This is a genomic window from Marinobacter sp. S6332 (genome assembly GCF_023016045.1).
Classification (GTDB): domain Bacteria; phylum Pseudomonadota; class Gammaproteobacteria; order Pseudomonadales; family Oleiphilaceae; genus Marinobacter.
The window spans coordinates 89,293-109,484 of record NZ_JALKAP010000009.1; the positions used below are offsets into that span (position 1 = coordinate 89,293).

The following is a 20,192-nucleotide window of genomic DNA, read 5'->3' on the forward strand; positions in this document are numbered from 1 at the left end:
AGTGCCTTCATCGACTGGGCTACCGAACCGCGTAATACCTGTATTAGCGCTTGCTGCGTTCGTTTTGGTGTGGCTGCTGAATCTGGGTGTGGTTCAGCCTAATCGCATTGTGGCTGGTGCGGGCTACGGGCTTTTTGGTGCCACAGGCTGGCTCGGGGCTGGCATTGTTTCGTCCCTGCTATTTGTTGCGGTTGTGCTCGCGACAAAGCCTATCCGTAACCGTTTCTGGGTGCTGTCGTTTTTGCTGACGGCTGCACTCATGAGCCTGCCCCTGCTGCTTGAAGTGTTTGCGCTGCGCAAGCTACCAGCGGATTCCGCTTACGCTCGAATCGGCATAGGTGCCGGGTTTTGGTGTTTGGCTTTTTTTCTCGCTCTAATGCTCTTAGAAACCTTAAGTCAGCTCAAAGCTTCCCGTCGCCTTCAGTTATCAGTAGTGCTGTTGGTTGCTGCCGGTTGGTGGCTTTGCGCCGCCCGTGAAGGGCTTTCTAGCCTATCGCTGATCCGCGAATACGCTAACCGGGCAGACCAATTCTCACAAGCTCTAACCGTACATTTGTCTCTGTCATTAGGCGCTGTTGCCATTAGCGCGGTACTGGCTTTTGGCTTGGCGCTGGCCATGGTGAGGCGGGAGCGGCTGCGTCGCCCCCTACTGGGGCTGGTGAGTTTCATGCAAACCATTCCCAGTCTGGCGCTTTTCGGGCTGTTGATTGCGCCTTTGGGGGCATTGTCGGCAGCCTTTCCCGCTCTGCAGGCCTTGGGAATACGAGGCATCGGTTGGGCGCCCGCTTTGCTCGCGTTGATTGCCTATAGCCTGTTACCAATGGTGCGCAACACCTACGTTGCCCTGATGGAAGTGCCCGAGCCGGTAGTAGACGCTGGCCGAGGTATGGGGATGAGCGAGCGGCAGGTTTTTCTGCAAGTGAAGCTTCCTCTCGCTTTGCCGGTCATTATTGAAGGTGTGCGAATTACTACCATCCAAGCGATCGGCCTAACCGCCGTCGCGGCACTGATTGGCGCTGGGGGCTTTGGCACGTTTATTTTTCAGGGGTTAGGCCAAGCCGCTATGGACCTTGTGCTGCTGGGCGCCTTGCCCACCGTCTTTTTGGCATTGGCGGCGGATGCCATCCTGTCTGCATTGAAATTTCAGGAGACACCAAGGTGATTGAGCTGAAAGGCGTCACTCGACGGTTCGGTGAAGCTGTGGCTGTTGATAATATTGACCTGACCATCGAAACCGGTGAAGTCTGCGTGCTCGTGGGCAGTTCCGGATGCGGGAAATCCACCACGCTTCGGATGATCAATCGTCTTTTGCCTCGCACCAGCGGCGAAATTCTTGTGGATGGCGAGGATATCAACAAAGCGGATCCTGAGGCGCTGCGGTTGAATATGGGCTACGCCATACAAAGCACCGGCTTGTTCCCCCACTGGACGGTCGCTCGCAATATCGGCGTGGTGCCCACCCTGCTTAAATGGCCTGCTCAAAAACGTGATGAACGGGTAACCGAACTCTTGGCTCTTTTGGGGCTGGACCCGGAAACCGATGCTAGAAAATACCCCCATCAGCTTTCCGGTGGTCAGGCCCAGCGCGTGGGTGTGGCGCGGGCACTGGCGGGCGATCCGAATATTCTTTTGATGGACGAGCCATTTGGAGCACTGGATGCCATCACCCGAGAAAACCTGCAGCAGGAAATGCTGCGAATCCAACGGCAGCTGAATAAAACCACGGTGTTTGTCACCCACGATATCGATGAGGCGCTGAAGCTGGCCTCACGTATTGCCGTGATGGACCAAGGGCGGATTATTCAACACGACACGCCCGAAGCAATTCTTCGGCGGCCGGCATCCGCCTTTGTGGAGAACCTGATCGGGAAGGGCGATCGTGGGTTGAAGCTTCTGGCTTTGCGCACCGTAAGCGACCTGATGGAGCGGCATCCTGAGCCCCGATATTCCGAACCCGGTTCCGATAGCCTGAATGAATCAGACAGCCTGCGCATTGCATTATCTATGATGCTCTGGACCAACACAGAAAGACTCGCGGTTCTAGATGCGACAGGGGCAGAGGTGGGCATAGTAAACCGAGAGCAACTGCTGAAGGTGGGCGCCTGATGCGCTTGTGGCTCACTCCGGTTATCTGGGTTGCATTCTTGTGCGCTCTAGCAGCGTTGCTCCCCGCAATGGCGCCACTATTTTCATGGGTGGAAGGCGGCACAGACAATCTGATTTATACCAGAAACAGCTTTTACACCTTACTACAAAGCCACATTTGGCTTGTGTTGGCGTCTGCCACCATGGGCACCTTGGTGGCAGTATCTGCAGGCATTTTCGTGACACGCCCAGCAGGCTGCGACTTTATGCCGTTGGTCAGCCAAATGGCCTCAATTGGTCAAACCGTGCCGCCGGTGGCGGTTTTGGCTCTGGCAGTACCCGCGATGGGTTTTGGTGAAAAGCCTACACTGTTTGCATTGATACTATATGGTTTACTGCCGATACTAAGGAATACTCTGGCAGGGCTGGGTGGTATTAACCCTGCGGTGCTCGATTCCGCTAAAGGGATGGGCATGTCTTCCGTGCAAGTGCTGTTTAAGGTTGAGCTTCCTCTGGCTGGGCGAGTGATACTGGCGGGGATCCGTACGTCCGTTACCATCAACATTGCCACTGCAGCGATAGGGTCCACCATCGGCGCCCGCACACTTGGCGACCCGGTGATTGCGGGATTGGTTAACGGCAATACTGCCTACGTACTGCAAGGCGCTATCCTGATCGGCTTGCTGGCACTGGCGACTGATAGTTTGTTCGAAGCGTTAGAGCGGACATGGGCCAGAGCATTTTCTGCAAGGGCGCACAAAGCATAGGGCGGACTGACGATGAGACCATAGTCCCCAAATGTTCCGCTCAGTGAGTCGTATTGATGGGCAATCCAGCAGGAGCTCTCGATACCACTCTGATACGAAAAAAGGCAGCGAACGCTGCCCTTTTCAAAGTGTACTTAAGGTATTGCAATCAAGCGCGACGGCGACGGGCGGCTATCAAGCCGAGAAGGCCAGCGCCAAGTAGGCCAAGGGTGCCCGGCTCAGGTACTGTTGCGGTCACTCTTACGTCATCCAGAAAGTTGCCAACAGTGCCAGTCAAAGGATTCACAGAGGTGAACATGATAGTGGTTGTTGTATCTGCAGCTACGAAAGAGCTCGAAAATATGCTCCAACCATTTGTTGTGTGGTCGTCTAGCAGCCAGTCCAAGGTATTTGTGCCGGAAATGATATCGAAAGAGAACTCTTCTTGGTTGTTAGCCCGTGCCCGATAGGCAAAGCTAATGTCGTAGGACTGGTTGGTAACGGTCGCAAACTCCTGAAAGATGCTGAACGCAGTACCTGAGCCAGGATGGGCATTCAGTTCGGCAAATTGGTTGCCTTCGGCGGCGGTTACGCCGTTATAGTTGTTCCATATTTCGAATCGTTCATTATTGGCGTTGGCTTCCCATCCGGCTATGTCAGAGAACGATTGCCAGCTATTTCCAGGTATAACGTCATCTTCAAAACTGCCATTCTGAATAAGGTTGGCGTTGGCAGGAGCTGCAATGGCAAGCGAGAGGCTTAGAGCACTGAAAGCGGCTATGCGGTTGAGTAAGGCCATGAGATTTTCCTTCACTGTGTTATTTGCTAGATTACTTAAATCTAAGCAAAATAAATGCCAGCAAAGTTTTGTTGTTTTATTTCAATGCGCTGAAAGATTTGCTCGTGAGTTAATGGAGACGAGTGTAAATTTATCCGACATATCTACTGATGTTGTAAATCTTGCGCCTTAGCACTGCGTTCCAGTTGTTGCTGCTCTTCGGTTAGCAGTAGCCTGAGCGCCTCCAATTCTGCAATTTTCGCGTCTACAACTGCACGTTTTTGTGCCATCAACACAGCGCCTTGTGCACAATCCATAGTGTCTTTACGAAGCGCGTCTAGCACATCAAAGATTTCCCTGAGAGAAAATCCCAGATCTTTCAGTTGTCGCACCATGTTGACCCGCTTAACTGCCTGCTCTGGGTAGTCTCTGTAGTTGTTGCCTTGCCGACTTACCTCCAGCAACAAACCCTGTTTTTCGTAGTAACGCAACGTATGACGGCTAACGCCGGTGCGTTGCTCAAGCTCGGAAATTTTCATAATTAAGTCGTCCTGACTCTTGACCTTCGAGTTCACTCTATACCTTAGAGTTATCGCGAACTCAATCAAATGGAGCTTAATATGAATCTGTTAATCACTGGCGCGACAGGCTTTATTGGCCGTCATCTATGTGCTCACCTGACCGCTCAACACCATACCGTTGTTGCGCTGATGCGCCGGCCTCATGAACTCCCAAACCTTCAGGCAAACGTAAATAGCCTAGGCGGAAGAGGAACGTTAATAAAAGCGATATCTGGAGATTTGGCGAAGCCCAAGTTAGGCATTACTGAATCATTAGCTGACGTGGATGCCGTCATTCATCTTGGTGCTCGTTTTGCCTGGCAACTTGAGTATAAAAGCGCCTACACAACTAACGTAGAAGGTAGCCTAGCCATTGCAGAACTGGCTAAGGACCTTGGTTGCCGGCTGGTATTTATTAGCGGGTTTATGCTTGAAAATTTGCAGCATTTGAATCAATTGGGCATTGACCCTGCCCAACCAGACAGGACGAACTGGCGGAAGGTGTACCGGCATGCTGGCGCCTATGAAGCTAGCAAGCTAGAAGCTGCGTTGAAGGTTCGATCATTTGCTGCAAACACAGCGCTTGATATGGTGGAAGTTCAGCCCGCGACAGTTGCAGGCCACAGCCAAACCGGTGAGTTGGACGCTGCACAACCGCTCTTCCAACTAATCGACAACTTGTCCCGAGGTCGCCTTGCACTGGTTCCCGGTACGAGTGAACATTGGCTACCACTTACCACTGTGGATCATCTGGTTGCTTTGATCACCGCAGCCGCGATAGCGAAGAATGTGCCGGAGCGATTGTTGTGCTTGGACTCAGATACACCGACACTTCAGCAAATGCTAGCGTTGGTTGGTGGTTCGATAGGCGTTAAGCCGCCACGTCGGTATGTTCCAATACCGGTGCTGCGAGCGCTGTTGTCTATTCCCGGAATCCCTAAACTCATGAATACCTATCCCGAAGCGTTGAATTTCATTCAAACAAAGCGCTTCGATACCTCTATTACGGATCAATTTCTTGAACACCAGAGGTTACTCCGGCCCGAGATAGGGTTGGCTATTGAGGCGAGTGCTCGGTGGTATCTACAAAGTGCACTTGAACAGCGCAGAGTCGGAGAGGTTGTGGAATAGCGTATTGAAACTTGAATTTGGAAGGGTATTTGGTACCCCCGGCAGGTTCCACACTAATGTCCCAGTTAGTCTCAGAATGTCCCATATGGTAACTAACGAACTGATTTTAAAATAAATTAATTGTGCGATTTGATTTTGATGGTATCGTTGAGTAACAAGTATGCCCATCTAACGACAGGTGTTTTGGGGGGTAGGATGATGGGTAGATAGAAAGGTGGAGCTAGACGATGCCAAAAAAAGTGCCTGAAATGAGCCCCGCTCAAGTTCGCAACCTACGCCATGGGGTGGTGAAAAAGGACAGTAAAACGCGAAAAGCTGGAGAGCCTTGTGTTGCTTATCACAGGGTGGGTGGGGTAGACGGTCTAGTTTTGCAATGTCGTCCGCCAGCGGCTGGACAGGAAATCGGCTCACGCTCTTGGCTTCTGGTCACGACGGTGGGCCTACGTCGTCGCGAGATTGGCCTGGGAGGCTATCCCGATGTGAGCCTAGGGGAGGCGCGAGAGCAGGCCCGCCAGAAAAAGGAGGAAATCCGTAATGGCGTAGATCCTGTTGAACAGAATCAAGAGCGAAAGGCCAGAGATCGTGAGCGTCAGCGGAAACAAGTCACCTTCGGAGAGCTCGCGGAGGAATATTACAAGATTAAAGAGGTGACTTTTCGCGGCAAGAACCCGCAGCGGCAGCGAAACCGCTTACGGAAGTCGATTGATCGCTGTCTAGGGGAGATTGGTGATACCCAAATCGGCGACCTCAGCGTTGAGGACGTTGTACGAGTTCTGAATCCGCTATGGACCACCCAAACACCAACGGCCACCAGAATCCGTCAGACTATTGCCCAAGTCTGGAAGCTGGCGGTATCTCGCAACTTGGTTTCCGGGAAGAATCCTGCAGATTGGGACGACAATTTGGATGGCTGGCTGCCACCGGCAAAGCGTATCCATCACACTAAGCATAAACCTGCGATGCGGCATCATGACTTGCCTGAGTTTATGAAATTCCTGCTGGAGCGAGACACGACACCCGCCCGCGCACTGGAGTTTCAAATACTGACTATCGCCAGACCCACAGAGGTTCAGTTTGCTGAATGGCCGGAAATCAATCTTGAGGAGGGAACTTGGACGATCCCAGGCTCGAAAATGAAGAACAGAAATCCGAATGAGCTCCACGTGGTGCCTTTGGTGCCGCGGGCAATAGAAATTCTACGGAGTATGCCTCAGTCGGGCCGTTACGTATTTCCGGGTTATCAAGGAAAAGAGCAGATTAGCGAGAACGCGTTGAACAACACGGTGAAGGCAATTCATCAAGAGTCTCTGAAGTCTGGCGGCAAAGGATTTATGGACCCTCGGTATAACAAGATCGCGTGCGCCCATGGAATGAGAAGCTGCTTCAAAAATTTTGCTGCAGCTAGGACAGATTTTGATGATGTGGTCTCCGAGCTCAGTTTGGCGCACCTGGACAGCGATGAGACCCGCGCAGCTTATCTGAGCGAGCAGATCTTGGATCGTCGCCTGCAACTGCTCAACGCCTACTCCAGGTACGCATACACAGGAAAATTGCCACGGAAACGCCAGCGCAAGGATTATTAACCAAAAATCCGGAGTTTCTGCACTTTTCTGGCAATTACACGCGCCAACCAGTCCTTGTTTCCGATTAACCTATTGAGTACCAATTAATCGGAATGAGGTACATAACGTGTTCTACAGCATTAAAGAAGTCAGCGAGCGTTACGGGGTTGCTCCCAAGTCCATTTGGCGTTGGATTCGCGAAGGACGTTTTCCGAAACCGCTCAAACTTTCACCTAAAACCGCTCGTTGGCGCGAGGCCGACTTGCAAGCTTATGAGGAGGGCCTCAAAAAGTAGCGGTCTGAAAATCTCGATTGGCCATAACAATGCTAATGGCGGGTTCTGTTCGTTTCGAACCCGCCACACAGTACCGCTCTTTTCATCGCATCATGATTTTTCCGGCCTCCGGTGGCCCTGCTATTCCGGAACAGCGGGTGTGTTGGCGGGAAGCAAGCACGCTGTTTCCTCTCCCTCTCAGTTCGACGCTGTAGTGCCAGTTTCTCTCGTTGAATCTCGTCCTGATGTAATTGCTGCTTGAGTTGGCGTAATACCGCTTTGGCGTTCGATGCGTTGCGAAGCTGGCGGGCCAGTCTCCTGCATGCCCCCACGTTGCCTGCTCGGGCACCCCGGGCGAGCGCCAGAAGGTGAGGGAGGTTCTTGGGTTCCAATATGCCGGTTTTCATGCGTTCGTTCCTCAGGTTTTATTGTTGGTTGACCTTCAGCAACATTGATTTATCGACGCTTCAAAGCCTAGTGGAGGATGATGGCCATAAACCTTTTGAAATGTGATCAAATGTGGCGGCGTCTGAATTCCAGGGTTTTGTCGCCACTGTATCGAGGAGCATATGAAGAACAGAATCAGAGTTACACTTCCGCCACTCGATGTGTTCTTCCTGCCGCACGTGTCTGATTTTCTGCGAATCGCGCTCGGCGACTCAGGTTCGTTTCCCCGGTTGGTAAAGACAATGGCGAATGCTGCCGGGGTTGAGGCACCGCATCCGAACACGTTAAAGAAAGCTGAGCAGCAGCCAGTAACACCCAGCACCGCGATGAAAATTAAACGCGTCTGGCGCGCAAGTTTTCCCGACAAGCAATTCCTGGAATCGATCGAAGCTGCAGTGGAGCCCTGGAACGGCCTCCAACTTAAGAACAATGGCTCCTCGTGGGTAGCTGCACTGGCGGGTGCTGACAAGTCGAAAATTGGCTCGGCCCTCAAAGGATCCAGAGTTGCCAGCTTCCTTGAGAAGCGGATGGCTCAAGAGAAGGCTTTTCTCGACTGGGTCAAACAGGAGACCAGCCGACAGCCGAATAAACAGCATGAGCCCGCCGTCTGGATTCGACGGGGTCAAGAGTTCTTGAGGGAGCACACCCTGGTGGATCCGGAACTCATCTCCCTGATCGCTGAGATCGACCACACAGCCAGAAATCCAGAGGGCGCAGAGTGGCTCAAGGGAAAGAGCATACTGCACTTGGTTAACCACCAACTGCGAGTTGATTTCTACTACACGCTGCTCTGTGAGTTAGCTTTGGATGTGGCCGATTATCTTGTTGCGCATGGGGCATATGAAACGCACAAACAACAGTTGGTCGATCAGGGATTTGTGGGAGATATTGCTCCCCGATCATCGGCTCAGGAAGCTCTCTCTGAAAAGGACAGGCCCTTAATTCGGCTATTTGAGGTATGGAAGTATCGATTGTCTGCGCTCAATGATTGTGACGTTAGCTATAGGCGAATGGCCAGCTATTTGCCTTTGCCCGGAGACTGCTCTGAGGACGAGTTTGCTTCTCGTGCATTTGAAACCCCTGCGGATCATAAGTACGGAAAGCTGAAGCGCTGGCGCAAAGGCACGATTCCCGATTTATCCGATTTTGAAATATTCATTGCCAGACTCTGTGCTGGCCACGACTCAGACCATTATCTGGCGTGGATGAAAGCCCAGGCTGCACTGGCATGGGGGCGATTGATCGATGAGGAAGAAGAGGCCCTTGCCTCAATTTTCACTACGCATCCAGATCTTCAATGTTTCAATGCCATTGGGTCCTACAGCACATACTGGAACCGTTATCACAAAAAGGCCGCCGACATTGCAGCGGCCTGATCTTGCATCGCTATTTACCCTTGGAGGGGGCGTTCCCTCGGCCTCCTCCGGATGGCCGGCCGGTTGTGCTTGGCCAGTTGCCACCCGGATGGCCGTTGGAGGGACGAGTGCTACCCTTATCTTTTGACATAGGAATCTACTCCAGTTCTTGAGTGTGTTTTAAGGGGTTGCATCGTGAGGCACTATTGTTTGGTCAGATGCCAACCCGTTTGGTAGGGGCATTCATATACCCGCAAATGAATGTGGTTTTCGCAACCAATGATCTTTGCCCGAGCCTCTGCTCCCGCCTTAGTTGAATACAGCTCCTTGGTTTCTCCGTCGCTATCGGTGCAGAACTCGCAGGGTTTACTGGGTGTGTATCGCTCCTTGGGGGTTAAATGCCAATGTTGGCATTGAGGACACCGGTAATATGTGAAATCTTGACCGTAGAACAGGCTCGCGTGGTCGGAAGCGCTCCAAGCCTCATATTCACAGTCGTAGGCTGCCAGTGGTTTGCCTGTTCGTTTGCTGACGCAACTGTCGAATGTGTGTCTCATCGGGTACTCCAGTTCAGATTGTGGGTTTGCGTTTTACAAGTGATGAGCTCTCTCATCACCTAAAGCGATCATCGGGAATCTGAACTGGCGTGGGGAGGGGGCTCGGCCTGTGAAATTTTCCAAAGAACCCCACCCGAACAGTCGGACGATCGTTTATCGACGATTTCGGGACCTCGTTTTCGTTACTCGTGAAACCACTCTCCGCCCTCCGCGTGTGGGGTCCTGGACCAGGCCCAGGTGACCGAACCAATGCCGTTCTTTCCCCAGAGCCTTAATCATGAGCCGCATGGCACGGGTGTAATCAGCCATGGTTGACGGAGCGAAACCCTCATTGTCGAACCAGGCTTCCTTGAGGTATTTCATGTGTTTCAGCTTAATTTGGTTGCAGTATCGAACGCTTGGAAACTGGGCCTCAATAGCATCTGCCATCGTTTGAATGCGCTTAATCGTACGATATTTGGTCGCATCAGAAGTACCCTTCGGCGACTCGGGAGTCCCCTCTTGCCATTTAATGCGCTGCGTAATGTCCCGGATATTCATCAGTAGCCTCCGATGTAAGAGGAAGCCACCTGGGGACGACCATGCCCCAGCAAGCGCGCAACGGTCTGACGGGCAACGCGATCCAGTACCCGATCCCCAATAGGGCCGCGGAGTGGGCTGGGTCCACGGACGATTTCCTCGTACACATCCTGTGCAAACCCGCTGCGCAGTTCACGGAAGGACGGAATTCCGCATTTTTTCAGGATTCTCCTGCAGCGACCGAGCTCCCGACGGTAGAAGGTGATCGCGCTGTCTGCTTCCAACAGCAGGCACTTGGAACCAGCAGGCCGAACCGAGAGAGCGAATTCAAGAGCTTCGCGCTGAAACTCACCAGCGCTGATTGTCCGGGACCGGCACCTCCTGCCGCCTTTTGTGCCCTCCAGAATTGCGGCAGAGCCTGTTGCAGCTACCTCTCGCATCATACGCTCCAGGTCCTGAAGATAAGCTTCTTCCGTTCGCATTCCCCAGGCGCGCGTTAGCAGGACTACGGCAGCTCCAAGCTCATTGCCAGAGGCGATCATGCGATCTGCTGCGGATTTTGTATCCGCCATGTCTGCATGAATCTGGGTTTTTCGTACGTTGGATCTGGCCACGCCCAGTGCTTTGCGAGCGGAAAGGTGCAGCTTCTCATCCCGACGTAGTGCGTACATACATGTGTTAACCGTCGAGATCAGATTATGTGCATACGACGCGGCAACAGTGTTGTCTCGTCTCCCATCGGCCCACTCGTAGGCGTGATGCAGCCGGTGACGCAGATAATTTCCGTACGCTTCCACGAGCTCCAGATCAATATCGCGGGCATCCCGAATGCCATGCCGCTGGCAGAATTCGACGAAAACCCTGATCCGAATGCGGTGCGTCCGCCGAGTCCCAAAATGGTCTTGCTGACCAAGGAGGGCGTTCAAGGCCATAGAAAAGGCATACAGCAACTGCTTGCCGTAGCCATAATTGCGCTTTTCGCTGCGCGGCGTTTTCTGTTTCCGTTTCATTGGTAAATCACCTGTCTCTAGAAAGTTGAAATCGAGTGCAGCTGATGCGAGGCAAACCCTGCGGCTTTTGGGGCAGAGCCTGGTTCCCTCGCTGACACCCCGCCCCATCACCGCAGTCAGATACGTAACCATGAGAAATCTCCTCTGATCGTTGGGGGTGTCGTTCGTGCCGCCGCAGGCACAGTTTGGTCCGTTGCAAGCCGTAGTTAACAAATCAGCTAATGCTGTTTGTTGGGGTAGCGGAGTTGTCACACGGTCAGCGTGACGATGCAAAAGAGGGGCGCCTGAAGCTTGGCTCAGGCTTAAGGGCGAACAGATCGAATCGAGCATGCCGGTGGTGACGCACCGGGGGAGCGAATCCGCACGAATCTGGTTTTAGTCAGGGTTTTCGACCAGTTCTAGTCCGTTGAACGGCTTGAAAGCATTGGAATTGCTGGGTTCCCAGCTCCAGGTCAGGTCATCTCTCTAACGTTCGGTTTTCGATCGTAGAGGTGACGAATGCCCAGAAGGGCGATTGGGTTAGCGAACTTGACGTCCGCTTCGGCTATTTTTAGCAGTTTGGGTCGGGCCATGCCCGGCGGGATACCAGTCGATAATCGACGGTGAGACACATGCTGTTTATTCTACCAAGCCAGCTACCTGGCCGAGTGATTCCACCCGATTGAGCCTTCATTATCAGAACCTAGAGTGGTCTTGTCCACTCGTTAAAACGCAGAATTTCTGTAATAAGACCAATGTGATACATGTCACCACGCTGCACTATGTGGACCGCGGATGCAGTCCTGGGTTGGTTTGTGGCCTCCAAGTGGACTCTAAATGGACTTTTTGCTAGCTATCCGTGTGAAGCAGCGAGCACATTTGCCAGTTAAGTCCACTGCAGGTCGACTTGGAGGACACTACGGTACGACTGGGGAGAGTTTGACAGCGATCAGCTTGGTTTATGCAGGGAAAGTGGTGAACGAAAATCTCTACGTCCAAACACCATGCTCAAATCGATTGATGATGCCGAGTAAGTGCTTTGCCCGTTCAGGCGAGTCCATGTAGTTGTATGGAGTTTCGTTACCGATTATCGGCACTGGGCTCGAAAGCCAGCTCTCAGCCATTTGCCTGTCTCCCTCAAAAAGCTCCACCGCAGCGGATTTTACCTGAGCCTGCAGCGTTTCAAGCTCAGTCTGTTGGTCAGTCATAGGAATTGTCTCCCTGATGAAAGTGCGTGCGGCTGTTTTCTCAGTTAACACTAGATAGTAAAGCACGGCCGTCAGGAACACGCATCAAAGCTGACTCTCCTGGTTCGCCCGGCACAAGGATTATCCGCGTCTATTGGAAAACTTCATCAGTTCAAGCAATATTGAGGGGCCGACCAACGTTTGCAGGCTAACTATTGTTCGGCAAAATTTTGGCGCAGTTGCTTAATAGATGGTTCAGCGCTTCAGGAGGTCAAATGATCGAGCTCGTGGAATCATGGATTGATGAGTTAAACGAGGCGTACAAGCCTTATCGCCAATCCTGCTCAGTTTTTCAGCATCAGTTTGACGGCTTCTATGGCCCGGAGCTGCTCCGCTCATCCTATTTCGTGGTCGTGAAGGCTCTCCCCATGCCAAAGATGCCGGAGCTCAGAGAAGCAGGGTTGGGTGACTTCCTGGATAATGGTGATCAGCTCGGCGGCATCACCTACAAAAACACTTACTACCTTGTACCAAATGGGGCAAAGGACCTTGGCATCCACTTTCACGAACTAGTCCACGTGATTCAGTGGCGCAGTTTGGGCCCCCGACGGTTTATCCAAAGATATATCAACGAAATGCAAAAATTCGGATACAGCGAAAAGGCACCACTTGAGAGCATGGCTTACGGTCTACAGGAAAGATTCGAGAATGCATTCAGGCCCTTCGATGTGGAGAAAGAGGTAGTCGCGACCCTCTGACGAAAAGCGGGGGTTCCAGAATAATAAACAGATGGATCTGAAACGATATGCCTTTCCTTTCACTCCTTGATGACCGAGCCAAACCCAAAGGATCGCGAGACCCGCTTGGCTTCGAATTAGTGTGGACCCATTTCGGCCGAAAAGTAGTTGGCAACCTGACCACCATCACCAGTTCCGTCGAAAACTTTACCGTTGCGTTGCTCGGTTTCTATTGGGCACACCAGATTCATGGGAATGCCGACAAAGACAGTCGCGAGCGGCTAATTAGGGAGACGTTCCTCCGCTACGAGCAGCTTGCCGCCTACCTCCGGCACCAGTCCGGTAGCAAAGAAATCATGGGTATTACCCGCGTCCACAAAAATATGACTGCTCAGGCGGAGTCGTTAGCTATTAGCTTGAAAGCGCAGATTCTGAGCAATCAGGCAAGCTATGGATTGTGGGGCCTGTACAGTTCGGCCCTGAAAGATTCCGGGCTTGCGGAAGGGAGCGATCGAAAGCTGACAGCTGAAGGGATGGAGCTTGCTGAGACAATCGCGAGGGATCTGAACTCCAATGAATTCATTCAGCTGTTCAGAGTCGACGGTCAGCTTTCCAGAGATGAATGCGAACGCTTGGCCCCCCAATTTTGGCAGGCAATTCGTAAGGAGGTTGTCCGACAAAAACTCACTCATGTACTACTTCGTGGGCACCAGAATCAGAATGCCTCGGTACAAGAGGGTCTTTTCGCCGCGACCGAGAAGCTCGTGAGAGCGGGCAAGCTAACCGGTGAGTTTTCCCAGAATTTGAATCACGTTCAAAACGCCGGGTCGCCTGATTTGCAGAAGTGTCTGGACGAAATCCAGCGAGTAGAGCGTGTGCTGGTCGCTGCTAACAACGTTTTCTATTACCTGCTCACACAGGATCATCAACCGGTCTCTTCAGTTGTGGAGCAGATTGAAAGCCAGACTTATGACTATGAGCACCTACCAGAGACTTTGCCCCAAGGGATGACGCGACGGAACGCGCTTTGTGAGATCAACGACAATCTGAGAGCTGGCAACCATTGGGGAGCAGTGAAAGCCGTCACTAAGTTAAATGCGGACGTGATGAAAGCGAGGGGTGGTGCTCCCTGGGTAACCTGTGACGGCGACATTCTCAACGTCAAAGTGAAGTCAGAAACGGCCGTTCTTCGGTCTAGGCAGGCTCTCCTGGAGGACTGGGATTACGATTACTTCCTGGGCTCCTATTTTCGCATTGCCAAAGCGAATCTGGAGGAGCGTAATGGATAATGCGCAGATATCCCAATACCTTGAAGAACGCCTGGGAGGGCGCCCGGTTAAAGCCGCTGTCTTTACCAGTTACACCTTCGATCCCGCATTTTTTGAGCTGGAAGTTGTTCCTCTTCTGTTATCAGAAAACAGCTCTTTCTCGATCGATGAGCGGGTGAAACAGTTCCAGGTGCGAGAATCCCTCAGGGAAGCCGAACTGCCGATTGATGTCTTTTACGATCAGAACATTTTCCGTATTCAGGGTGAAAGCTCACCTGGAATGGAATACGGCTGCCACGGTGTTTCTGAAGGAAATCGTGCTTTCCACCCGAAGCTATCGTTTCTGCTTGTAGGTAACGGCGCTGGGGAAAGTGACTCCTTACTGATATCCGCCGGTTCTAATAACCTCACTAAGGCTGGTTGGTGGGATAACATTGAATGCCAGCACTGGGAGGAGATTGGCCAACGCGGTGGTGACGGCGAGTTTCTGCGAGTACTGAAACGCGATCTGGACTACCTGCAAAAGAAGCGGATAGTCCAGTCGGAGAATAGTGCTGTTTTTGAAATTCAGAGATTTTTGGCTAAGTGCGTAGCAGATCCTGCAGCACCACCAACCCTCTACTTCGGATTATCCAGTACAACGCGGTTTCTGGATTTTCTATCGGCAGAGACCAGCCAGCTTAAAAAGCCCGTTGAACTGGAGATTATCTCGCCATTTTTCGCCGACGACTCCAGGAATAATCTGCATGAGGCATTTCAAGATTTGGGCGTAAGTAATGTGCGCCTAATGTTGCCGCGCGATGACAAGCAAGAAGCGCTCTGTAACCTCGATTATTTAGCTCACATTGATAGTTTGGAGAACGTCTCCTGGTCTGATTGGGTGAAAACAACATCGGACCCATTGGGAGTAGGGAAAGAGCCTCATAGGGAACTGCACGCCAAGATTTTCAATCTCATTGGCGCTGATCGGGCTCTAACCTTTGTTGGGTCAGTGAATTTCACGTACAAAGCGCTCAATGAGAATGTCGAAGCCGGTTTTCTAGTAGCTACAGATCCGGAGTCGTTGTTGAAAACTATCTCCGAAGATCTGCCGGAAGTTAGCCAAAGATCTCTCGACCTGGCACCCGGCGAAGTGGACCACGAAGCTCAGGGCAGCATGCCCCAGATTTCCCTCACGTTTGATTGGCTGACCAAAACCCTGAGCGGGAGAGTGGAATCTGAAAGCCAGATCGAAATTGATCTAATCGGCCCGGACGGGGTAGATAGCACGGCAGTGAAGGGCTGGCGTCTCGGCAACTGTTTGAGCGACTACACTGGCGACACTGAAGCTTTGGAGAAGGCGCTAGCCAACGGCTCCCTGATCCTAGTTTCTGGGCGAGTTTGTGATTCCGATGAATTAGTCGCCCCGCACCGTGTTTTACTTCAGCAAACGCACTGGTCGCATAAACCGCAACCCGATCTCGCCACACTGTCTCCTCAGCAGATCCTGGCGATCTATGCCGGAATGTCTCCGGAACGCCGTCAGCTGCTGCTGACGGACGCACGGGTTAAACGGCTTTTCGAACTGGGCGAGCGAGGGGAGACCAGCCTGATCGAAGAGGCGCCTATGGAGAACGAGTTCTTTTCCGAGTATGCCGAACTGTTCCACGCATTTCGCATGCTGAGGCGAGACCTCAGCAACGAGCAATCCACACCGAAAAAGCAGGATTACTATCTCACCGGTACCGGCGTGGATAGCTTACCAACATTAGTTGGCCGAGCTGCGGCTGTACTCGAACCCACTGAGGAGAGTGATCAGCCGTTGCATCCTGTCAGTGCGTATCTTTTATTGCTCAGTGCCAAGGAAGTCTATCGATCAGCCGAATTTGCAGATCGGCCTCATGTCGCAGAGCAATTGGAGTTTATTGAAACGCTTCTTCAGCAAATACGTGAGAGCAAATTAATCAAGCTATCCAGTGAACGCGAAGCCGATCGAGACAACTTTTTCGATTGGTTTGAGGCTCAATTCCTGGAGCAGTACCGGATCGAAAGAGCGGTGGGTAGCGCATGAAACCTTACCCTATTCTCGACCTGGACTCTGCACGCCATATTCTTGATTTCAGTGGTGGTAGGGATGAGCTCAAATCGCTCGGCGAGGTACAGCTCCGTGGCGCGGTTGCCCTCTACAATATGATCAACACCGAGAGTATTGGGTTAGGTTATCTCGCTGATGAAGTAGGAATGGGAAAAACCTACATAGCGCTGGGAGTCGTTGCGCTGATGAGGTATTTCAATCCAGCTCTGCGGGTTCTCTATATATGCCCGAGTGCCAATGTTCAGGATAAATGGCTACGTGAGCACGCCAGTTTTATTGACCGAAACGTCTGTACCGCCAGCTATCGTGTGCGGACTCCAGAGGGTAAGCCTGCTGCCCCAGTAACTAAATGCGATAGCCTGGAAGACCTTATCCGCACAGCAGCCTCCGGCTTCTATGCTGAATTTTTCGTTCGCAATGGGAGTTTTAGCTTTGGCTTGAAAAAAGCCTCTGATGACCATGATGAGGAAGCGATCAGGAGCTGGAACGAGCAGCGTAAAAAACTGCAGAAGATGTTACCGGCATTTTCGGTCCCAAGTGGCGACCCCACTCATCGTGGAGTAAAAGACGAGTTCGCTCTGGCATTAAATTACGTGCTGCCGACCTTTGATCTGGTGTGTATCGACGAGAGCCACAACTTCAAACACAACTTCGAGAGCAGTGACCGAAACCGTGTCCTTTCTCAGGTATTGGGGTTCTATCAAAGCGGAAGCGCTGATGACAGGCCCTATCAGCGTCGTGTACGTAATGCTCTGCTACTCTCAGCTACACCTTATGATCGCAATCTCGAACAGCTAAGAAACCAGCTTGCTTTGGTAGGGAAAGAAGATTTACTGAGTCGCGCCCAGTCCGTAACGGACAAGGAAGAGATCGCCAAATTTATGGTGCGTCGCCTCAACCGGCTGAGAATAGGCAATCGGGAATACACTCGTAATATGTATCGTACAGAGCTGCGCGATGGTCCAAAGGCTGCGATTGAACTGGAAACGGATGAGCAAAAGCTGGTCACGGCCCTGGTTCAAAAGAAAGTTGGCGATGCACTTGGTCACAAGCATGGCTCTCCGTCCTTCCAGATGGGGATGCTCGCATCTTTTGAGAGCTATGGTGAAACCACTCGGTCGCCCCGAGTGGAGTTCGATAGCGAAGACCCAGATGACAGAGGGCGTGATGCACAGGACCGGAACGTAGTTGGCGCTATTGTCGACAGCTATGTAAATGCAAACCTCGGTCGGTCACTGCCACACCCCAAAATGGATACGGTTGCAAAGCAGCTGGCCAATGCAGTGTTTCAGGAGAACCGTAAGCAGCTTGTATTTGTGCGCAGGGTAAAAAGTGTCAAAGAGCTGAAGCAGAAACTTGATGAATGCTATGACGATTGGCTGATCAATTACCTGAACTTCCGCCTGCAAGGTCGCACAAAAGCACTAAGGCCTATGCAAGGTGTGATCGGCGAATACCGTGATATCAGCCGATTCAGGGACGAACGCATAGATGAAGGCCTCGCAGAGGAAGGCAAGGCTGGAGAGGCCGAACTCCGGCAACCACCCAAAAACGACAATCTCTTCAACTGGTTCTTTCGAGGCGATGCACCAAAGCCTCAAAAACAGAAGAATTGGGGAGATCTTTTAACTCCGGATCAGGTAAGGCAAAGCCTGTCCCAATCCACGCGCCTTGCTAGCCCGCTGTTAGAAGTGAATTGGGCACAGCTCATTTGCTTTTTCAGCGGCGTGGACCTACGCCAAACTATCGAGCAATGCCTGACCGCAGCAACCGAAACGTCCCTTGCTGAACTTGGAAAGGTTCAGCCGCAGGAGTACCTCCGGAAATTCAGGCTGTCGCAATTGGTCTTTCTGGATGCCTGGGTCAACCAGCTCGGCCACAGTGCTTATAAGCCACTTCTCGATCATTTGCAGGCTTCTCTCAGCGAGCAGAAATTGCAGGAAGACGGAGCCATCATCACCCGGCAGGACGTTCGAGAGCAGCTCCGCTTACCAACATTGTTTTCTGAACTGGAAGCCAGTGATGAGATAAGGGGGCAAATCCTGCCAAGTTTAGGAAAGCTGCTTAGTCAGCTGACTGAAACGCCCGATTGCACTAACCCTGATGACATACAAGTGCTGCTGAGAACAGTGGATATACACGCGGCAATTGTATCGACATTGCTACGCACGGGGCACGGCATGATTGATCTGTACGTGTCGCGTCTGAGGCAGGGAGAGGGAGATCTCAGTAGTGGCGTTCTCGCTGGCTGGATTACTGATTTTGTCGCAGAGCTGTCTCGACAATCCCAGGCTCCAGGGTTTTCCACCTATCTTGAGTTAAAAGGGCTGGCGGATGAGCTGCCGGCAATATTGAAAGCTAACCTTCCAGGCATTTTTGACTTGGGTACCAATGAATATCGTCGCTATCTGAGTAACCAGCTAAACCCGATCGCTCCGATTATTGGTGCCACAGGCGATACAAATGCGCCGGGACAACGCTCAGCCCAAGCCCGCAAATTTCGTATGCCGGGGTATCCATTGGTACTGGTAAGCACGAACGTGTTCCAGGAGGGCGAAGACCTGCATCTGTTCTGTGACAGCGTTGTCCACTACGGCGTTTCGGGCTCGCCAGTGAGCATCGAGCAGAAGAACGGCCGAGTGGACCGTGTTGGCTCACTGGCACAGCGGCGGCTCACTCGTGAAGGCTTAAGTGATCCGGAAGAGGATGACTTAATACAGGTGAGCTTCCCCCACGTGAAGGAAAGCATTGAGCGGGTTCAGATTCGCCGACTCTCGGAAAACATCAATCGCTACATGGCCTCACTCCATGAGATCGGAAACTCCGTCGCTTCAGACAGGGAGGAGATCGCCGAATCCGAAATCGCCGATCGCACCCGAATAGAGCCCCAGATAAGAGATTTCCTAGAAAGTCCTTTTGATCCCGCAGATCCAAGATCGGATCTGGAACACTTGAGTTCACTTAAGCAGCAGATAAGGGAAACTCAGGAGCAAGTGCTGGCAAACGTCAGTCAAGCGAAGCAGCTGATTGCCTCGGCGCTCGGTGTTAGTGAGGGCGTTCGTTGGCCACTGAGCGTTAACCTGAAGGTCAGCGACCTGGTTGGACAGGTATCGGATATAGCTGAAGTCCGGCTGACGACAGCCAGAGCCTCTGGAGAAATCCTTGCCCGAGTCGTGGTCGATCACCAGGACGGTCGTGGAACTCAAGTCCAGATAGGATCCCACGCTGAACTGGCGACGTTGATGCACCAGCAGTCCTGGACCACGCTCCATAGAACCTTTGCCTTTCAAACCGCCAAGAATGTTTGGCGACTGGCCTACGATGCGGAAATGCTGGTAGGGGATGAGAACGTAACGGTTGAGAGGGATATGGCGGCGCTACTTGATCGGTTTCATGAAAAACACGATCCGCAGGAATACCGCTCCCCAGGCTCTGTCGTCTTTCGACATCTGGAACGACTTCGGCAAGAACAAGAAGTTCAAGTAGGTCAACAGACCCTGAAGGTCGATGTGATCGATTCAGGGGCGACTGTCGGTTTCCGGTTTTGGTTCAAAGAGGGAGAGCTGCGTCGATCTCAAACAGTTTTCCTGTCGGAGTCCGACGGGCAGTGTGTATTTATCAGTCCTGCCGTGCCCTCAAACGTCGCTAGCGCAATGCTTGTTGAGAAAATTGTAGAGTTAACCTGGGAACGGAATCGATATACCGATGTGGTTGAGTTCATGCTTAATGACGAACAGGAGATCGTTGGCCGCTGCGTGCATCCGATTGATAGCCTGCATTGGCGAGAGTTCGTCTACTGCGCTCACGTGCTGGCGGTGGAGAGTGACCGGCTGGAATACCTGATCTGTGAGGAAGACCAGTTTTGATCCTTGTCTCTGAAACGCAAACAAAATGCTAAATAGCACTCCGATGACGAGAACTAG

15 protein-coding genes are annotated in these 20,192 nt (G+C 52.2%); 10 read left to right on the plus strand and 5 right to left on the minus strand.

Annotated elements, in window-relative coordinates; all coding sequences use genetic code 11:
* Position 1: 1 nt before the first annotated feature.
* Genes MWU62_RS13705 through MWU62_RS13715 form a run of 3 tightly spaced genes read left to right on the plus strand, consistent with a single transcriptional unit; the run spans position 2 to position 2,852 of the window.
* Positions 2-1,162 (plus strand): ABC transporter permease, encoded by a 1,161-nt coding sequence (locus tag MWU62_RS13705; RefSeq protein WP_247115435.1) that lies wholly within the window; start codon positions 2-4, stop codon positions 1,160-1,162.
* On the plus strand, positions 1,159-2,106 hold the full coding sequence (locus MWU62_RS13710; RefSeq protein ID WP_247115436.1) for an ABC transporter ATP-binding protein: 948 nt from the start codon (positions 1,159-1,161) through the stop codon (positions 2,104-2,106). The genes MWU62_RS13705 and MWU62_RS13710 overlap by 4 nt, the downstream gene beginning before the upstream one ends.
* A complete protein-coding gene (locus tag MWU62_RS13715; RefSeq protein ID WP_247115437.1) occupies positions 2,106-2,852 on the plus strand; it encodes an ABC transporter permease in 747 nt (248 codons plus the stop codon). The genes MWU62_RS13710 and MWU62_RS13715 overlap by 1 nt, the downstream gene beginning before the upstream one ends.
* Positions 2,853-3,000: 148 nt before the next feature.
* Here the strand turns inward: MWU62_RS13715 and MWU62_RS13720 are convergent, their stop codons facing one another.
* Both MWU62_RS13720 and MWU62_RS13725 read right to left on the minus strand, forming a co-directional pair.
* Positions 3,001-3,630 carry a PEP-CTERM sorting domain-containing protein gene (locus tag MWU62_RS13720; RefSeq protein ID WP_247115438.1) on the minus strand — a complete coding sequence of 210 codons (630 nt, stop codon included), beginning with the start codon at positions 3,628-3,630 and terminating at the stop codon, positions 3,001-3,003.
* 143 nt (positions 3,631-3,773) lie between these two features.
* On the minus strand, positions 3,774-4,148 hold the full coding sequence (locus tag MWU62_RS13725; protein WP_247115439.1) for a MerR family transcriptional regulator: 375 nt from the start codon (positions 4,146-4,148) through the stop codon (positions 3,774-3,776).
* Positions 4,149-4,229: 81 nt separating this feature from the next.
* On the opposite strand from MWU62_RS13725, the gene MWU62_RS13730 reads away from it, so the two are divergent.
* Positions 4,230-5,300 carry an SDR family oxidoreductase gene (locus tag MWU62_RS13730; RefSeq protein ID WP_247115440.1) on the plus strand — a complete coding sequence of 357 codons (1,071 nt, stop codon included), beginning with the start codon at positions 4,230-4,232 and terminating at the stop codon, positions 5,298-5,300.
* A gap of 227 nt (positions 5,301-5,527) precedes the next feature.
* A complete protein-coding gene (locus MWU62_RS13735) occupies positions 5,528-6,883 on the plus strand; it encodes a site-specific integrase (RefSeq protein WP_247115441.1) in 1,356 nt (451 codons plus the stop codon).
* 306 nt (positions 6,884-7,189) lie between these two features.
* Here MWU62_RS13735 and MWU62_RS13740 read toward each other — a convergent pair whose 3' ends face one another.
* Positions 7,190-7,543: a hypothetical protein gene (locus MWU62_RS13740; RefSeq protein ID WP_247115442.1), complete on the minus strand. Its 354-nt coding sequence runs from the start codon at positions 7,541-7,543 to the stop codon at positions 7,190-7,192.
* Between the two features lie 162 nt (positions 7,544-7,705).
* On the opposite strand from MWU62_RS13740, the gene MWU62_RS13745 reads away from it, so the two are divergent.
* Entirely contained in the window at positions 7,706-8,959 is a 1,254-nt protein-coding gene (locus MWU62_RS13745) for a hypothetical protein (RefSeq protein ID WP_247115443.1), read from the plus strand.
* Between the two features lie 1,075 nt (positions 8,960-10,034).
* On the opposite strand, the gene MWU62_RS13750 is transcribed toward MWU62_RS13745, so the two are convergent.
* Complete coding sequence (locus MWU62_RS13750) at positions 10,035-11,024, minus strand: integrase domain-containing protein (protein ID WP_247115444.1); 990 nt, start codon at positions 11,022-11,024, stop codon at positions 10,035-10,037.
* 968 nt (positions 11,025-11,992) lie between these two features.
* Entirely contained in the window at positions 11,993-12,211 is a 219-nt protein-coding gene (locus tag MWU62_RS13755; protein ID WP_247115445.1) for an antitoxin Xre/MbcA/ParS toxin-binding domain-containing protein, read from the minus strand.
* A gap of 254 nt (positions 12,212-12,465) precedes the next feature.
* Between MWU62_RS13755 and MWU62_RS13760 the strand changes: the two genes are divergently transcribed.
* Genes MWU62_RS13760 through MWU62_RS13775 form a run of 4 tightly spaced genes read left to right on the plus strand, consistent with a single transcriptional unit; the run spans position 12,466 to position 20,135 of the window.
* On the plus strand, positions 12,466-12,948 hold the full coding sequence (locus tag MWU62_RS13760; RefSeq protein ID WP_247115446.1) for a hypothetical protein: 483 nt from the start codon (positions 12,466-12,468) through the stop codon (positions 12,946-12,948).
* Between the two features lie 47 nt (positions 12,949-12,995).
* Positions 12,996-14,216, plus strand: a complete 1,221-nt coding sequence (locus MWU62_RS13765) for a hypothetical protein (RefSeq protein ID WP_247115447.1) — start codon at positions 12,996-12,998, stop codon at positions 14,214-14,216.
* Complete coding sequence (locus MWU62_RS13770; protein WP_247115448.1) at positions 14,209-16,245, plus strand: phospholipase D-like domain-containing protein; 2,037 nt, start codon at positions 14,209-14,211, stop codon at positions 16,243-16,245. The genes MWU62_RS13765 and MWU62_RS13770 overlap by 8 nt, the downstream gene beginning before the upstream one ends.
* Positions 16,242-20,135, plus strand: a complete 3,894-nt coding sequence (locus MWU62_RS13775; RefSeq protein WP_247115449.1) for a DEAD/DEAH box helicase — start codon at positions 16,242-16,244, stop codon at positions 20,133-20,135. Before MWU62_RS13770 ends, MWU62_RS13775 begins: the two co-directional genes overlap by 4 nt.
* The last annotated feature ends 57 nt before the right edge of the window (positions 20,136-20,192 follow it).

Coding starts and splice junctions, on each gene's coding strand:
- MWU62_RS13750 (WP_247115444.1), bottom strand. CDS start 11,024: ATGAAACGGAAACAGAAAACGCCGCGCAGCGAAAAGCGCAATTATGGC.
- MWU62_RS13740 (WP_247115442.1), bottom strand. CDS start 7,543: ATGAAAACCGGCATATTGGAACCCAAGAACCTCCCTCACCTTCTGGCG.
- MWU62_RS13730 (WP_247115440.1), top strand. CDS start 4,230: ATGAATCTGTTAATCACTGGCGCGACAGGCTTTATTGGCCGTCATCTA.
- MWU62_RS13770 (WP_247115448.1), top strand. CDS start 14,209: ATGGATAATGCGCAGATATCCCAATACCTTGAAGAACGCCTGGGAGGG.
- MWU62_RS13775 (WP_247115449.1), top strand. CDS start 16,242: ATGAAACCTTACCCTATTCTCGACCTGGACTCTGCACGCCATATTCTT.
- MWU62_RS13765 (WP_247115447.1), top strand. CDS start 12,996: ATGCCTTTCCTTTCACTCCTTGATGACCGAGCCAAACCCAAAGGATCG.
- MWU62_RS13745 (WP_247115443.1), top strand. CDS start 7,706: ATGAAGAACAGAATCAGAGTTACACTTCCGCCACTCGATGTGTTCTTC.
- MWU62_RS13755 (WP_247115445.1), bottom strand. CDS start 12,211: ATGACTGACCAACAGACTGAGCTTGAAACGCTGCAGGCTCAGGTAAAA.
- MWU62_RS13715 (WP_247115437.1), top strand. CDS start 2,106: ATGCGCTTGTGGCTCACTCCGGTTATCTGGGTTGCATTCTTGTGCGCT.
- MWU62_RS13725 (WP_247115439.1), bottom strand. CDS start 4,148: ATGAAAATTTCCGAGCTTGAGCAACGCACCGGCGTTAGCCGTCATACG.
- MWU62_RS13720 (WP_247115438.1), bottom strand. CDS start 3,630: ATGGCCTTACTCAACCGCATAGCCGCTTTCAGTGCTCTAAGCCTCTCG.
- MWU62_RS13735 (WP_247115441.1), top strand. CDS start 5,528: ATGCCAAAAAAAGTGCCTGAAATGAGCCCCGCTCAAGTTCGCAACCTA.
- MWU62_RS13760 (WP_247115446.1), top strand. CDS start 12,466: ATGATCGAGCTCGTGGAATCATGGATTGATGAGTTAAACGAGGCGTAC.